General features: G+C 70.0%; 13 protein-coding genes. 9 read left to right on the forward strand and 4 right to left on the reverse strand.

Annotated features, from left to right (window positions below):
* From J2Y69_RS10290 to aztD, 3 genes are read left to right on the forward strand one after another with little or no spacing between them, the layout of a single operon-like run.
* Complete coding sequence (locus tag J2Y69_RS10290; protein WP_310020280.1) at positions 1-1,191, forward strand: ABC transporter; 1,191 nt, start codon at positions 1-3, stop codon at positions 1,189-1,191.
* Positions 1,188-2,096: a zinc ABC transporter substrate-binding protein AztC gene (gene aztC, locus J2Y69_RS10295; protein WP_310020282.1), complete on the forward strand. Its 909-nt coding sequence runs from the start codon at positions 1,188-1,190 to the stop codon at positions 2,094-2,096. The genes J2Y69_RS10290 and aztC overlap by 4 nt, the downstream gene beginning before the upstream one ends.
* A gap of 24 nt (positions 2,097-2,120) precedes the next feature.
* Complete coding sequence (gene aztD, locus J2Y69_RS10300) at positions 2,121-3,317, forward strand: zinc metallochaperone AztD (RefSeq protein ID WP_310020284.1); 1,197 nt, start codon at positions 2,121-2,123, stop codon at positions 3,315-3,317.
* 66 nt (positions 3,318-3,383) lie between these two features.
* On the opposite strand, the gene J2Y69_RS10305 is transcribed toward aztD, so the two are convergent.
* Both J2Y69_RS10305 and J2Y69_RS10310 read right to left on the reverse strand, forming a co-directional pair.
* Positions 3,384-5,414 carry a bifunctional aldolase/short-chain dehydrogenase gene (locus J2Y69_RS10305; RefSeq protein WP_310020287.1) on the reverse strand — a complete coding sequence of 677 codons (2,031 nt, stop codon included), beginning with the start codon at positions 5,412-5,414 and terminating at the stop codon, positions 3,384-3,386.
* A gap of 117 nt (positions 5,415-5,531) precedes the next feature.
* Positions 5,532-6,293 (reverse strand): DeoR/GlpR family DNA-binding transcription regulator, encoded by a 762-nt coding sequence (locus tag J2Y69_RS10310; RefSeq protein ID WP_310020289.1) that lies wholly within the window; start codon positions 6,291-6,293, stop codon positions 5,532-5,534.
* Positions 6,294-6,396: 103 nt separating this feature from the next.
* On the opposite strand from J2Y69_RS10310, the gene J2Y69_RS10315 reads away from it, so the two are divergent.
* The 6 genes from J2Y69_RS10315 to J2Y69_RS10340 all read left to right on the forward strand — a co-directional run bounded on the left by J2Y69_RS10315 (position 6,397) and on the right by J2Y69_RS10340 (position 13,496).
* On the forward strand, positions 6,397-7,146 hold the full coding sequence (locus J2Y69_RS10315) for a DeoR/GlpR family DNA-binding transcription regulator (RefSeq protein WP_310020291.1): 750 nt from the start codon (positions 6,397-6,399) through the stop codon (positions 7,144-7,146).
* Between the two features lie 189 nt (positions 7,147-7,335).
* Positions 7,336-8,862 (forward strand): sugar ABC transporter ATP-binding protein, encoded by a 1,527-nt coding sequence (locus J2Y69_RS10320; protein ID WP_310020293.1) that lies wholly within the window; start codon positions 7,336-7,338, stop codon positions 8,860-8,862.
* The gene (locus J2Y69_RS10325) at positions 8,859-9,854 is read left to right on the forward strand and encodes an ABC transporter permease (RefSeq protein ID WP_310020295.1); all 996 of its coding nucleotides are present in this window, start codon (positions 8,859-8,861) and stop codon (positions 9,852-9,854) included. The genes J2Y69_RS10320 and J2Y69_RS10325 overlap by 4 nt, the downstream gene beginning before the upstream one ends.
* A 69-nt stretch (positions 9,855-9,923) precedes the next feature.
* A complete protein-coding gene (locus J2Y69_RS10330; RefSeq protein ID WP_310020297.1) occupies positions 9,924-10,913 on the forward strand; it encodes a sugar ABC transporter substrate-binding protein in 990 nt (329 codons plus the stop codon).
* Positions 10,914-11,007: 94 nt separating this feature from the next.
* Positions 11,008-12,063 carry a 2-hydroxyacid dehydrogenase gene (locus J2Y69_RS10335; RefSeq protein ID WP_310020300.1) on the forward strand — a complete coding sequence of 352 codons (1,056 nt, stop codon included), beginning with the start codon at positions 11,008-11,010 and terminating at the stop codon, positions 12,061-12,063.
* Entirely contained in the window at positions 12,060-13,496 is a 1,437-nt protein-coding gene (locus J2Y69_RS10340; protein WP_310020302.1) for a xylulokinase, read from the forward strand. The genes J2Y69_RS10335 and J2Y69_RS10340 overlap by 4 nt, the downstream gene beginning before the upstream one ends.
* Positions 13,497-13,554: 58 nt before the next feature.
* Here the strand turns inward: J2Y69_RS10340 and J2Y69_RS10345 are convergent, their stop codons facing one another.
* Positions 13,555-15,234 (reverse strand): MDR family MFS transporter, encoded by a 1,680-nt coding sequence (locus J2Y69_RS10345; protein ID WP_310020304.1) that lies wholly within the window; start codon positions 15,232-15,234, stop codon positions 13,555-13,557.
* Entirely contained in the window at positions 15,234-15,845 is a 612-nt protein-coding gene (locus J2Y69_RS10350; RefSeq protein ID WP_310020305.1) for a TetR/AcrR family transcriptional regulator, read from the reverse strand. The genes J2Y69_RS10345 and J2Y69_RS10350 overlap by 1 nt, the downstream gene beginning before the upstream one ends.
* Positions 15,846-15,880 lie beyond the last annotated feature (35 nt).

Consider the following 15,880-nt stretch of genomic DNA (forward strand, 5'->3'; position numbering starts at 1 on the left):
ATGTCCCCTCGAATCCCCATCGCCCTCTCCACGATCGTGCTGCTGGGCCTCACCGCGTGCTCGGCGACGCCCTCGGCAGGCAGCGGCTCCTCCACGCCGTCGCCGTCGTCCGGACACGGCGCCGTCTCGGGTGCGGCGGAGGTCGCCGAGCCGCCGTTGGCCCTCGTCTCCGTCGACGGTGAGGGGCGCGTGGGCATGGTCGACCTGCTCGACGGCGGGACGTCGCGGCTCGGCGAGACCGGAGCGCCCAGCGCACTCGCCTCCGACGGGCGCTACCTCTTCCTGACGACGGAGCGGGGCGTGGAGATCGTCGACAGCGGCGTGTGGACGTGGGACCACGTCGATCACTTCCACTACTACCGGGCCGCGCCCGCGATGCTTGGCACCGTGGACGGCGCGGGCCCTGTCGTGGTCGCCACCGGGCCGCTCTCGACCGCGGGGACGACCGGGGTCTTCTTCGAGGGATCGGGCGAGGCCGTGCTTCTCGACAATCAGGCCCTGTCGAAGGGGAAGGTCGTCGAGTCGTTCCGCGTCGAGACCGGGTCGGACCGCGGCATCGTGGCCCCGTTCGGCGACGGTGCGGTGGTGGCGAGCGGCGGGCTCATCCGCCGGGTCGAGGCGGACGGCTCCGCGACCGCGGACGAGACCGGCTGCGAGGCGCCGGAGGGCGTCGCGACCACGCGGGTCGGGCTGGTCATCGGCTGCGCGGACGGGGCGGTCCTCCTCACGCTCGACCGGGGGACACCGGTCTTCGAGCGCATCCCCTATCCGCCGGGCGCGGAGCGGGCCGTGGGGTTCGATGGACGCAAGGGACGGCCCACGGTCGCCGCCCTCGCGGGGGACGCGGGGTACCTGCTGCTCGACACCCGGGAGCGGTCCTGGGAGCGCGTCGAGACCGGGACCCCCCTCGTGAAGGTCAGCGCGGTCGGCGACGACGCGGGCCATGTCGTCGCGGTCGACGTCGAGGGGCGGGTGCGCGTCTACGCCGGCGGCGTCGAGGTCGGAGCGACCGATCCGCTCGTGTCCGGCGATCCGGGGGCAGCGTCGCTCTGGGTGGACGCGCAACGGGCCTATGTCAACGCGCCCGCGGCGGGTGCCGTCTACGAGATCGCATACGCCGACGGCGGGCGCGTCGCCCGTGTCATCGAGACACCGACGACGCCGTCGTCCTTCGCCGAGGTCGGGCGATGAGGCGTCTGGTGCCGGGGACGCTCGCGCTGCTCCTCCTCCTGGGCGGGTGCTCTGCGGCGCCGGGGGCGTCCAGCCCGCCGCAGATCGTCGTGACCACGAACATCCTCGGCGACGTGGTCGGGAACATCGTCGGCGGGGAAGCGGACGTCACCGTCCTCATGAAGCCGAACGCCGATCCGCACTCCTTCGAGATCTCGGCGCAGGAGGCCGCGCGGCTCGCCGCGGCCGACCTCGTCGTCTCCAACGGCCTCGGGCTGGAGGAGGGGCTCCAGCAGCATCTGGATCGGGCGGAGTCCGCGAACGTGCCGATGCTCGTGGCCGGAGACGAGACGGATGCGCTGCCCTACGCCGCGGGGGACGCGGCGGGTGCGGCGGATCCGCACTTCTGGACCGATCCGGGCCGGATGATCGACGTCGTCGACGCGATCGAGGCGTCCCTGATCGGGATCGACGGGATCGATGCCGCCGTCGTCCGCGCCCACGCCGAGGGGTACCGGGCAGCGCTCGAGGACCTCGACGTGGAGATGACCCGCGCGTTCTCGGCGATCGACGAGGGCGATCGTGCTCTCGTCACCAACCACCACGTGTTCGGGTATCTCGCGGACCGCTTCGGCTTCCGCATCGTCGGCGCGGTCATCCCCGGCGGCACGACGCTCGCCGCACCCAGCGCCGCCGACCTGCGCGATCTCGCCGCGGCGATCAAGGAGGCCGGAGTGCGCACGATCTTCGCCGAGTCCTCCCAGCCCGATCGTCTCGTGCGCGTCCTCGCCGACGAGGTCGGCCTCGACGTCGACGTGGTGGAGCTCTTCACCGAATCGCTCACGGAGCCGGGCGGGGGAGCGGACACCTACCTCGACATGATGCGCGCCAACACGGAGCGCATCGCGCACGGCCTGACCTCTTGATACCGACCTATGGAAAGGAAGACGATGAAACGACAGACCCGACACCTGGCGGCGGCCGCCGCCCTCGCAGGGACCGCGCTTCTCACGACGGCATGCGCCGGCGGCGCAGGAGGTGCGGCACCGCCTCCGTCCGCGGAGGGAGCAGTCGACTCGACCGGTCGTCTGGCCGTGGCCTACGCGAACGGCGTCGCCGTGCTCGACGGCGGGACGCTGACCCCCGTGGACGAGTTCGCCACCGAGGAGTTCGTCCGTGTCAACGACTTCGGCGACGGGCGCACGATCGCGGTGACCACCTCGAAGGGCTTCCAACTGCTCGACACCGCCGCGCCCGCGCTCACGGACCTCACGGTCGGCGCGAAGACCCCGGGGCACGTGGTGGTCCACCACGGCAAGACCGTGCTCTTCGACGACGGCACCGGCAGGACGACGATCCTCGACACCGGTGTCTTCGGCGCCGGATACGAGACGCTGCCGGAGGGGGACGTCTACACCTCGCCGAAGGCGCACCACGGCGTGTCGATCGTGCTGGAGGACGACACGCTCCTGACCACCGTGGGAGACGACTCCGGACGCACCGGTGCCGTGGCCCTGCACGCGCACGACGGACACTGGGACGTCGCGGCGACGGGCGACCAGTGCCCCGGCATCCACGGTGAGGGGACGGCCAAGGGCGAGGCCGTCGTCTTCGGCTGCGAGGACGGCGCGCTCCTCTACCGGGACGGCGGGTTCACGAAGCTCACAGCCCCCGACGCCTACGGGCGCATGGGCAACGCCTTCGTGTCCGAGACCAGCCCTCTCGTCGTGGGCGACTACAAGAGGGACCCCGATGCCGAGGGGTACCTCTTGAACGCGGTGACGCTCATCGACACGGCCGCCGGCACGCTCGACGTCGTCGACCTCCCGAAGGAGGTGCAGTACACGTTCCGCGGCGTGGCGCGCGGGCCGAAGGATCTCGCGTACATCCTCGCGACGGACGGGTCGATCCACGTGCTCGATCCGTCCGGAGGACAGATCACCGACTCCTTCCCGGTCGTCGGCGCCTGGCAGGGGCCGGCCCGTTGGCAGGACCCGCATCCGGCCATCAAGGTGGACGGGGACACCGCGTACGTCACCGAGCCCGCGACGAACAGCATCCACGCGGTCGACCTCACGACCGGCGACGTCACCGCGACCGTCGAGCTTCCGTACACGCCCAACGAGATCGCCATCGCCCTCGGCTGAGGCGCGGTGCAGGCCGTGCCCGTGCCGGGAACACACCCGACGGGCACGGCCTCTCGCGGGCCGCCGTCATCGGAGGAAGGCGGCGGCGACCCCGGAGTCCACCGGGATGTGGAGGCCCGTGGTGCGGCTGAGCTCGGGGCCGGTGAGGACGTAGACCGCGTCGGCGACGTTCTCGGGCACGACCTCGCGCTTGAGGATCGTGCGGTTCGCGTAGAACTGGCCGAGATCCTCCTCGGCGACCCCGTAGGTCGCGGCACGGTTCGCGCCCCAGCCGGAGGCGAAGATGCCGGAGCCGCGGACGACGCCGTCGGGGTTGATGCCGTTGACGCGGATGCCGTGCTCGCCGAGCTCGACGGCGAGGAGGCGCACCTGGTGGGCCTGGTCGGCCTTGGTCGCGGAGTAGGCGACGTTGTTGGGGCCGGCGAAGACCGAGTTCTTCGAGGAGATGTAGATGATGTCGCCGCCGAGCCTCTGGTCGATGAGGATCCGGGCGGCGGCCTTCGAGACGAGGAAGGAGCCCTTCGCCATGACGTCGTGCTGCAGGTCCCAGTCCTTCTCGGTCGTCTCCAGCAACGGCTTCGACAGGGACAGGCCGGCGTTGTTGACGACGAGGTCGACGCCTCCGAACGCGAGCACGGCCTCGTCGAGCGCGTGCCGCACGGCGTCCGCGTCGGCGACGTTCGCAGCCACCCCGATCGCGACATCCGTGTTCCCGAGCTCTGCGGCCGCGGCCTGTGCCTTGGCGAGGTCGAGGTCGGCGATGACGACGCAGGCGCCCTCCGCGGCGAGGCGAGTCGCGATGGCCTTGCCGATGCCGGAGGCGGCGCCGGTGACGAAAGCGATGCGGCCCTGGTGCGACTTCGGCTTCGGCATCCGCTGCAGCTTCGCCTCCTCCAGCGCCCAGTACTCGATGCGGAACTTCTCCGCGTCGGAGATGGGGGAGTAGGTCGACAGGGACTCGGCGCCGCGCATCACGGTGATCGCGTTGACGTAGAACTCGCCCGCGACCCGGGCCGTCTGCTTGTTCGCGCCGTAGGAGAACATGCCGACACCGGGGATCAGGACGATGAGCGGGTCGGCGCCGCGGATCGCCGGGGAGTCGGGCGTCGCATGCGCGTCGTAGTAGGCCTGGTAGTCGGCGCGGTACTCCTCGTGCAGCTCGTGCAGACGGGCGATCTGCTCCTCGGCGGATGCCGTCGCCGGCAGATCGAGGATCAAGGGCTTCACCTTGGTGCGCAGGAAGTGGTCCGGGCAGCTGGTGCCGAGGCCGGCGAGGGCCGGGGCCTTCTCGGAGGCGAGGAAGTCGAGCACCGCGTCGGTGTCGGTGAAATGGCCGACCATCGGCCTGTCGCGGGACGCGATGCCGCGGATCGAGGGAGCGAGGGCGGCCGCCCTCACGCGCCGCTCGCCCTCGGGGAGCGGCGCGTAGCCCGGGCGGGGCGCGCCGAACGGCTCCGGGATCCCGTGCTCCGCGATGTAGGCGGACGCCGTCTCGATCATCCGTCGCGAGTTCGCCTCGGCCTCTTCGGACGTGTCGCCCCAGGCGGTGATGCCGTGTCCGCCGAGGATGCAGCCGATCGCCCGCGGGTTCCGCTCCTTGATCGCTGCGATGTCCAGTCCCAGCTGGAACCCGGGACGGCGCCACGGCACCCAGGCGACCTCGTCGCCGAAGATCGTCGCGGTCAGCTCCTCGCCGTCGGCCGCCGTCGCGATCGCGATGCCGGAGTCCGGGTGCAGGTGATCGACGTGGGCGGCGTCCACCAGCCCGTGCATCGCGGTGTCGATCGACGGCGCGGCCCCGCCCTTGCCGTGCAGGCAGTAGTCGAAGGCCGTGACCATCTCGTCCTCGCGGTCCACCCCCGGATACACGTCGACGAGCGCGCGCAGACGATCCAATCGCAGGACCGCCAGGCCCTGCTCCGTCAGAGTGCCGAGGTCGCCGCCGGAGCCCTTCACCCAGAGCAGCTCGACGGGCTGCGCGGTGACGGGATCGATCTCCGTGCCCTTGGCGGACGTGTTGCCGCCGGCATAGTTCGTGTTCCTCGGATCGGCGCCGAGGCGGTTCGAGCGTGCGATGAGGGCGGCGGCGGTGGTCATGTGCTCTCCAAGACGGGGGACGATGCGCACGCGATGGACGTCGCATTGTTACTTCTTGTGAAAGATAACATGATTCAACTGCCGGGGGAAGGGCGGCGGTTCGAGGAGAGCGGCGGCTCAGAGCAGGTCGAAGACCCCTCGGTATGCGGCGAGGCGCTCATCCTCCGGATCGAGCTCGGTGACGAGCGTCGAGATGTCGTCGCGTTCGAGGGCGCGCGCGACGGATCGGCGCTGGAGTTTGCTCGAATCGACGCAGACCACGGTCTTCGCGGCGCTCGCGGCCATCGCCTGCTTCAGCTCGGCCTCCTCCAGCGAGACCTCCGAGGTCCCGTCCTCGCCGTCGAGGGCGTCCGCGGACGAGAAGAAGACGTCGAAGTACACGGCGCGCATGCTGCGGCGTGCGATCGGGCCGACGAGGCTCCCCGTCGTCGGCTCGGCGGTGCCTCCGGAGATGACCGCGGTCACACCGTCGAGCGGGTGCAGCAGCTGGAAGGACTCGAGCGAGTTCGTGTAGGCCGTGAGGCCGGCGCGGGGGCCGATCGTCGACGCGAGCATGCTGATCGTCGTCGATGCGTCCAGGGCGATGGTCCCGGACGGCGGCACGAGGCGCAGGGCCTTCTCCGCGATCGTGCGCTTCGCGCCCGCGCGGATCGCCCGTCGAGCGTCGAAGGGCCGTGCGCGGGGCGCGGCGGTGGCCCCGCCCCGCACGCGCCGCACGCGCCCCTCCGCCTCGAGCTCGAGCAGGTCTCTCCTGATCGTCATGGAGGACACGGAGAACAGCTCGGCCGCGGCATCGATCATGACGCCCTGCGGACCGTTCGCGAGCTCGACGAGCTCATCTCTGCGTCGCTGTGCCTCGAGGTTGCCGGAAAGGGCCATGGGAGGAATCTATCCGGTGTGCACCGGCGTCGGAGGCCGTCGCCGTCCTGCGCGATCGTGTTCGGTTCTGTGAGATCCGCTCCGTCCTTCCTAGGATGAGGGGGTGAACTCTCTCGCCGCCGAAGAGCGCTGGAACTGGCTGCTCGCCCGCCTCAAGGAATCCAAGGCGATCTCGTTGAGCGACGCCGCCCACGCGCTCGGCGTGAGCGAGATGACCGTCCGCCGGGACTTCACGGCGATGGAGGAGCGGGGCATCGCCCGCCGGGTGCGCGGCGGCGCGGTGTACAGCGGGCCCGTCAGCTTCCAGGGGCGGGAGAGGTCGCACGCGGAGGAGAAGGCGCAGATCGCCGAGAAGCTGCTGCCGCTGGTCCCCACGAGCGGGGTGATCGCGATGGACTCGTCGACGACCATGAATCGCCTCGCCCAGATGATCCCGGCGAGCGACGACCTCACGGTGGTGACCAACGGGCTCTCCACCTTCCACGTCCTCCAGGACCGTCCCGGCGTCACGGCGATCCTCACCGGTGGCGCCGCCGATCGCCGGTCGGACTCGCTCGTCGGGCCCGTGGCGACCGCGTTCCTGGAGAGCATGCGCTTCTCGGACTTCTTCGCCTCCGCCGCCGCCGTGGACGAGCGGGCCTGCTATGAGGACACGCTCGAGGAGGCGGAGCTCAAGCGGGCGTTCGCGAGGTCATCGGCCCACGTCGTGATCGGCGTGCACTCGGAGAAGCTCGACGGGACCGCCACCGCCGCATCGGTCCCCCTGGATCGGGTCGCCGTCCTCGCGACCGAGCTCTCGCCGGACGCGGCGGACCTCGCCGGATACGCACCACGCGTCCCGGCCCTCCTCTGACGGCCACCGCACCTCGCCGCACCCGCACGGCACCTCGACGCATCGTGCCTGCGCGGCGAGATTTTCAAACATAACTTGACAAGATCTAACATCATGTAACACTCTGGTCGGACGAACAGCCACGAAGGAGTGTGTTCCGATGACCAGGCGTCCCACCGTGACAGAGCTCGCCACCAGCGCGAGTCGCCGATGAACCCCGTCCCCGCCTCCGAGGCGCCCACCACGACCCGCATCGAGGTGACGGTGTCGGAGATCACGAAGCAGTACCCGGGCGTCCAGGCGCTCGACGGCGTCTCGCTCGATCTCCGACCGGGGGAGGTCCACGCGATCATCGGCGAGAACGGTGCGGGCAAGTCCACCCTCATCAAGGTGCTCGCCGGGGCCGTGGCCCCCACGAGCGGCACGATCGTCGTCGACGGCGTCGAGCACGACGGGTTGACCCCGGCGCTGGCGCAGGATCTCGGCATCGCCGTGATCTATCAGGAGTTCACCCTCGTGCCGACCCTCAACGCGGCCGAGAACGTCTTCCTCGGCCACTACGTCCGCCGGGGGCCGGTGCTCGACCGCAAGACCATGAACGCCAAGGCTGCGCAGCTTTTCGCCCGGCTCGGCGTCACGATCGACCCCCGGGCGCTGGTCGAGACGCTCACCACCGGCTATCAGCAGATCGTGGAGATCGCCAAGGCGCTGTCCCGAGACGCCCGGCTGCTCATCATGGACGAGCCGTCCGCGCCGCTCACGGCCAGCGAGGTCGAGGCGATGTACCGCGTCGTGGACGCGCTGCGCGCCGAGGGGATGACCATCGTCTACATCTCGCACCGGATGGAGGAGATCTTCCGCCTCTCCGACCGGGTCTCGGTGCTCCGTGACGGCAAGTACATCGCGACTCATGTGACCGCGGAGACCTCCCGCCGCGAGCTCATCCGGCTGATGGTCGGACGCGAGCTGAGCGAGGGGTACCCCGAGCGCGCATCCGCTCCCGGCGAGGTCTCGCTACGGGTGTCCGGGGTCTCGGGCAACGGCGTGCACGACATCTCCTTCGAGGCGCGCTCCGGGGAGATCCTCGGATTCGCCGGTCTGATCGGCGCGGGACGCACGGAGCTCATGGAGGTCCTCTTCGGCGCGAAGCCGATCGAGGCCGGGGAGGTGACCCTCCACGGGCGATCCGTGGTGTCGCGGTCGCCCATCCAGGCGATCGGCAACCGCATCGCCCTCGTGCCGGAGGACCGCAAGCGGCACGGGCTCGTCCTCGCGTTCTCGATCCAGCAGAACATCACGCTCCCGCTGCTGAAGAAGCGGCTCTCCCGAGGCACCGTCATCTCGCCGAAGGCCGAACGCGCCCTCACCGCGTCGTACATGGAAGACCTGCGGATCAAGGCGCCCAGCGGCATGGAGATCGTCGGAAACCTCAGCGGAGGGAATCAGCAGAAGGTCGTCCTCGCCAAGTGGCTGGCGACGGACCCGGAGGTGCTGATCTTCGACGAGCCCACGCGCGGCATCGACGTCGGCGCGCGGGCGGAGATCTACCTCATCATGAACCGGCTCGCCGAGGCGGGCAAGACGATCCTCATGATCTCCTCCGACATGGAGGAGCTGATCGGCATGTCCGATCGCGTCATCGTCCTCCGCGAGGGGATCCAGGAAGGGACCATCGCGAAGGGCGACATCACCCAGGAGGCCGTCCTGGCCCTGGCCGCGCAAGGAGAGAACGAATGAAGTCTGCACTCATGCCCCGCGTGAAGGAGCTCGGGATCCTCCTCGTGTTCATCGTGCTGGTCATCGCCTTCAGCGTGATGACGCCGAACTTCCTCGATCCCACGAACATCCTCAACATCGCCAGGCAGATCGCCACGCTCGGGATCTGCGCGGTGGGGTTCTCCTTCGTCCTGATCACCGGCGGCATCGACCTCTCCGTCGGCTACCAGATCTCCCTCAACGTCGTCGTCACCGGCATGCTCATGGCCGAGTTCGGGATCCCCTGGTTCCTGGCGGTCCTCCTCGCCCTGGTCCTCGGGACCGTCGTCGGGCTCGTGAACGGGCTCATCATCACCTACACGGGCGTCGCCCCGCTCATCGTCACGCTGTCGATGATGATGATCCTCAACGGGCTCAGCTATCTGATCTCCAAGGGGCTGCCGATCTTCGGCTTCCCGGCGGGGTTCTCCATGCTCGGGCAGGGGGCGCTTCTCGGGATACCGGTGTCGGTGTACTTCCTCGTCGTGGTCTGGGCCGTCGGCCTGTTCATCCTGAACAAGACCTACATCGGCCGCTATTTCTACGCGATCGGCAACAACGTCGAGGCCGCCCGGCTCTCCGGGGTGAACACGCGCAGGACGATCATCCTGGTGTACGCCCTCTGCGGGTTCTTCACCGCGATCGGGGCGGTGCTCCTGCTGTCCCGGCTCAACTCCGCGCAGTCCGCGACGGGCGCCGGGTTCGAGTTCAGCGTGCTGACCGCCTGCGTCCTCGGCGGGATCAGCGTCATGGGAGGGCGGGGGAGCCTGTTCGGCGCGTTCGTCGGCGTCCTGATCGTCGGCGTCCTCGACAACGGCCTGGTCCTCATGAACGTCAGCGAGTACGTCCAGCTCGTGATCAAGGGCTGCATCCTGCTCGCCGCCGTGATCTACGACGCCGTGTCCAAGAGAACCCGGGGGCGCCGCAAGCAGATCGGCGGCGTGCCACTGGCGACCGCGAAGGTCAGCGGCTGACATCGGCGCCCACTCTCCTCACCTCTGCACCACCCGCACGATCAATCACCATCCAAGAAAGGACCCATCGTGAAGAAGCTCGTCAAGCTCGCCGCGGCGGTGGCAACGGCGGCGTTGCTGCTCACCGGCTGCACCACCATCTCGGAGTCAGGCGGATCGAACGCCACCCCGGCGGCCGGCGGGAACACCGTCGGCATCACGTTCTCCGACCTCAGCAACCCGGTCTGGGCCGAGCTCGTGCAGGAGGCGCAGGACTATGGGTCCGAGAAGGGACTCACCGTCAACTACGTCGATGCCCGCAACGACGCGGCCCAGCAGGTCACGCAGATCGAGAACTTCATCCAGCAGGGGGTGAGCACGATCATCATCTGCGCGGTCGACTCGAACGCGCTGGTGGATGTGACCAAGCGTGCGCAGGCGGCGGGCATCAAGGTCGTGGGATACACCCAGGTGCTGAAGAACTACGACGCCCAGTACCTCGTGGACGCCTACAACACCGGCTACGCGAACGGCGAGGCCGCAGCGACCTGGATCAACAAGAACTTCGACAAGGGCGAGACGGTCGAGTGGGGCCTCATGGACCTGCCGCGCTTCCCGGAGATCATCGAGCGGGCCGACGGCATCAAGGAGGCGATCGCCAAGCTGGCGCCGAACGCCAAGCTCGTGGCGACCGCGCCGGCGCTCACGGCCGAGGAGGGCGTCACGAACGCCGAGAACTTCCTGCAGGCCAACCCGAACCTCAAGGTCATCGCGACCATCGGCGGCGGGGGCGCCGTCGGCGGCAATGAGGGGGTGAAGTCCTCCGGGATCACGGGCAAGGACACGTTCGGCCTCTTCGGCATCGACGCGACCGAGAACGAGATCCAGAACATCATCAACGGGGATCCGGAGAAGTCGACCATCAGCCTCGGCGGCGGCAAGGCGCACGGCCGGACGCTGGTCGACATCACCCTCGACCTCCTGGCGGGCAAGGACATCGAGAAGGACCAGTTCATGCCGATCACGGTGATCGACGGTTCCAACGCCCAGAAGTACTACGACGAGGTGTTCGGCGGCTGAGACGATCGCCGCCCGCCCGGAAGCGGCGGGCGGCGATCCCATCCCACGCAACCTGGACCGCGCCTCGCCGCGGAGGGAAGGACCCACAACCATCATGATCCGAGTGCTCGCCGCGGGCGACCGCTTCATCCGTGCCTCGCTGCTGCGGGCCGAGCTCGATCGGTCGCTGCCCGGCGCGATCGAGGTCCCCGAGATCGAGTTCGCGTGGCCGGACGTGCCCTTCGGGAGGGTCGCCGAGGTCGACGAGGCCGCCGGCTCCGAGGACGAGCTGATCGCCGCGCTCGCCGGGGCGACGGCGATCGTGACGCAGCTGGCACCGCTGACCGCCCGGGTCATGGACGCCGTCCCCGAGCTGCGGTTCATCGCCGTGTCCCGCGGCGGCCCGACGAACGTGAACGTGGAGGCGGCTCGTGCGCGAGGCATCCAGGTCGCGAACGTGCCGGGGCGCAACGGCGTCGCCACGGCGGAGATGACGATCGGGCTCGCGCTCGCGCTGATGCGGCGGATCCCGGCGGCGCACGAGAGCATGATGGCCCGCACCTGGCGGGGCGATCTGTACCGGTCGGACGCGGTGGGGCGAGAGGTCGCCGGATCCGTGATCGGCCTGCTCGGGGCGGGCGCCGTCGGCTCGCACGTCGCACGCGCCTTCGCGGCGATGGGCGCCCACGTCGTCGTCTTCGATCCCTACCTTCCCGCGGGGGCCCTGGACGCCGTGGCGGAACGGGTGGACTCGATCGAGGACGTCTTCACGCGCAGCGATCTCGTCTCCGTGCACGCGCGGCTCACGCCGGACACCGCGCACATGGTGAATGCGGATACGCTCGCTCGCATGAGACCCGGTGCGCTCCTCGTGAACGCGGCCCGCGGCGGCCTCGTCGACTACGACGCCGTCGCGGAGTCCCTGCAGCACGGACACCTCGGCGGGGCCGCCTTCGACGTCTACCCCGAGGAGCCGGTCGACTTCGACCATGCGCTGTTCCGGCTCGCCCACGAGGGCAAGGACGTCGTCGTCACGCCGCACATCGCCGGCGCGAGCCAGGAGACGGCCGTGCGCGCCGCCCGAGGCGTCGCCGAAGAGGTGCGTCGCTTCCTCCACGGAGAGGATGCGCGCAACCCGCTGGTGAACGGAACGCGGGCGGCCCTGCTGTGAGGGACGCGCTCCTCGGCATCGACGCGGGGACGAGCTCGGTCAAGGTCGTCGCCACGGATCTCGCCGGTCGCCGGCTCGCGGACCGCTCGGTGCCGTATCCGACGCGGACCGACGGCGCAGGGGCGGAGCAGGACGCGCGGGACTGGTGGGAGGCGCTGGGCGCCGCACTGCGCCCGGTGCTGCCCGGCTTGCAGGTGCTCGCCGTCGCCGTGACCTCGCAGGCGCCGACGTTGGTGCCGGTCGCGGCGGACGGCGCGCCCACCGGAGCGGCGCTGACCTGGCTCGATCGTCGCGCGCTCGCCGAGTCCGCGGAGATCGGAGCGCTCGTCCCCGAGTCGAGGAACGGCGCTGACCCCTTCTTCGGCACCGCGAAACTCGCCTGGCTCGCCCGGCATCGTCCGGAGGAGCTCGCGACGGCGTCCGCCGTGCTGTCCACGAACGGCTTCCTGGTCCGGATGCTCACGGGCGAGTCCGTGCTCGATGACACCACGGCCTCGCTGATGCAGGGGTTCGACGAGGAACTCGGAGACTTCCCGGACCGGCTCCGTGCCGCCGTCCCGGCGCTCGCGAAGCTCCCGCGCATCGTCCCGGCCGAGACCGTCGTCGGCGAGGTGGGTGCGCGGGCCGCGGCCCATACGGGCCTGCCCATCGGGGTGCCGGTCATCGCGGGCGGGGTCGACGCGATCGGCTCCGCGCTGGAGGCGGGGGCCTTCGTCGCCGGGGATCCGTTCGTGGACATGACCGGATTCTCCAGCGTGACGATGCTCGCGGTGCCGCGGGGGACCGCGGTGCCCGGCTTCATCCACTCGCGCCACTGCACCCCGGGGACGGACCTGCTGATCACGGCGCAGGTGACCGCGGGCGCCACGGTCGACTGGGTGAACGGCCTGGACTCCGCGACCGACCTCCGCTCCGCGGACGCCATCCTCGCCAGGCCGCGACCGGGCCGTGTGGTCATGGTCCCGAGCCTTGCGGGGGAGCGGACGCCGTCCTGGAACCCCGCTGCACGAGGGATCCTCGACGGGATCGATCTCGCGACGGACGGCACCGACCTCATGCTCGCGGCGATGGAGGGAAACGCGCTCGCGCTCTCCCGGGACATCGACGCCCTCCGCATCGTCGGCTTCCCCGTCGGGCACGTCATCAGCACCGGCGGCGGCGCGTCATCGGATGCCTGGTTGCAGATCAAGGCCGACGTGCTGGGGATCCCGGTGCTGCGCCCCGCGAGCGGACACGGGGCCGCGCAGGGGGCCGCGATGCTCGCCGGTCTCGCCTGCGGGCTCATCGGCTCGATCGATGACCTCCGCGGGGCGTCCGGCGAGATCGAGGCGGAGTTCACGCCGGACGCCGCGCGTCATGAGGCCTACGGGGCGTCCCGTGCGCGCTTCGACGCGCTCGCGGCCGTGAACGAGGCTCGTCGCTCGAGTCCCTGACGCGAGGAACCCCGGGCACGGTTCGAGCGCCCGGGGTCCGCGTGTCGCGAGAACGTCCTCAGCCTCGGGTGGTCACGCCCCCGGTGTCGGTCGTGGCGGCAGGAGCCGCCGCATCGACGCCGCCGGTGCCGGCATGGCCCGTGCCGCGCTGCTCCGCCTCGAGGCGCTCGGCCTCCTCACCGCTGATCGCCTCGCCGCGGGCCACGAGGCCCGCCTGGTCGGAGAGCGGGATCTGCCGGAGGAAGAGCGAGAGGATCAGCGCGATGACGATGAACGGCACGAGGTACCAGAACACCGGGGCCAGCGCATCGGCGTACGCGGTGACGATGCCGTCGCGCACCTCGTCGGGGAGGGAGCCGAGCGTCGCGGGATCGATCGAGGACGCCGCCTGAGACGCGGTATCGGCTGACGCTCCGGCGGAGGCGAACACGCCGCGCAGGTTCTCGGTCAGGCGCGTCGTGAAGATCGTCCCGAACACGGCGGTGCCGAGCGACGCCCCCACCTCGCGGAAGTAGTTGTTCGTGCTGGTCGCCGTGCCGATCTCGTTCGCGGGGACGGCGTTCTGCACGACCAGGACGACGACCTGCATGATGAGGCCGAGGCCGGAGCCGAAGACGAACAGGAAGACACAGATCAGCCAGATCGGCGTGCTGGCGGAGAGCGTCGTCATCGCGACCATCGCGACGCCGGTGATGATCGTGCCGAGGATCGGGTAGGCCTTGTACCTCCCGGTCTTGGAGATCGCGATGCCCGAGAAGATCGAGGTGCCCATGAGGCCCACCATCATCGGGATCATCAGCAGGCCGGAGGCCGCGGCCGATGTTCCGGACGACATCTGCAGGAAGGTCGGGACGAACCCGATCGCGGCGAACATGCCGATGCCGAGCACCAGCCCGATGGCGGTGGCGTTGATGAAGATCGGGTTGCGGAACAGGCTCAGCGGGATGATCGGGTCCTGGACGCGCGACTCCGTGATCACGAAGGCGGTGGCGGCGAGGACGAGCCCCGCACCCCAGGCCCAGGTGGCCGGCGAGCTCCAGCCGAACTCCGCGTCCCCGCCGAAGTCGGTGAAGAAGATGAGGCAGGTGGTCGCGAGGGAGAGGAAGACGACGCCGAGGACGTCGATCGGCTTCTCCGCCTTCTTGCTGGGGAGCTGGAGGGCGACGAGCGCGATGATGAACGCCGCGATGCCGACCGGGATGTTGATGTAGAACGCCCACTGCCAGGTGAGGTGGTCGACGAAGAAGCCGCCGAGGAGGGGGCCTGCCACGGCGGAGAGGCCGAACACGGCGCCCAGCGGGCCCATGTACTTGCCGCGCTCGTTGGCGGGGACGATGTCGGCGATGATCGCCTGCGACAGGATCATCAGGCCGCCGCCGCCCAGACCCTGCAGGGCGCGGAAGACGACGAACATCCAGAAGTCGGTGGCCAGGGCGCAGCCGACGGAGGCCAGGGTGAACAGGGCGATCGCGATGAGGAAGAGCGTCCGGCGGCCGAGGACGTCGCCGAACTTGCCGTAGATGGGCATGACGATCGTCGTCGCCAGGAGATAGGCGGTGGTGATCCAGACCTGATGGTCGACGCCGCCGAGCTGGCCGACGATGGTCGGCATGGCGGTGGAGACGATCGTCTGATCGAGGCTGGAGAGCAGCATGCCGGCGATCAGCGCGCTGAAGATGATCCAGATGCGGCGCTTGGTGAGCAGGAACGGCGCGTCCTTGACGGCGGTGGCGGACATCAGTCGGCTTTCTCGGTGGGGGCGAACGTGGATCGTGCGATCTCGAGGCGTTGCGTGACGAGCTCGCGGAAGGTCAGGGCGGACTGGTGGTGCAGCAGCTGGTCGACGGACATGCGGACGAGGGCGCCGACGCTGTGGACGACGACCTCGGCGCGCAGCCTGTCGTCATCCCCCTGACGGCGCAGGATCAGGTCGACGTCGCGGCGCTCGTTCTCGGCGAGGATCGCGAATGCGGCCTTGAGCAGCCGGGGCTCCCGCTCGACGACCGCGAACATCTCGGAGGCGTCCGCGAGAGGGTCGAACAGCTCCCAGCCGCGGATGACCCTCGACACGAAGGCGTCGACGAGGTCGACGTCGGGCCCCTGGGCGACGAACTCCTCGTCGAGCGCCCGCTGACGCGGGTCGAGGACCGCGAACCCGAAGACCGCGTTCTCCTTGCTCTCGAAGTAGTTGAAGAACGTGCGCCGGGAGACCCCGACCTCGGTGCACACCTCCTCCACCGTGAACCCGGTGAAGCCGCGCTCGGCGGTCAGGCGGCGCGCGGCATCGGTCAGCGCGCGCCGGGTCTCCCGCTTGCGCTGCTCACGCAACGAATCTGCACTCTCATCCATACCGTGCAGTTTTGCACTTCTAACCTAAGAGTGCA

Origin of the sequence: Microbacterium resistens (assembly GCF_031456305.1) — a bacterium.
Classification (GTDB): domain Bacteria; phylum Actinomycetota; class Actinomycetes; order Actinomycetales; family Microbacteriaceae; genus Microbacterium; species Microbacterium resistens_A.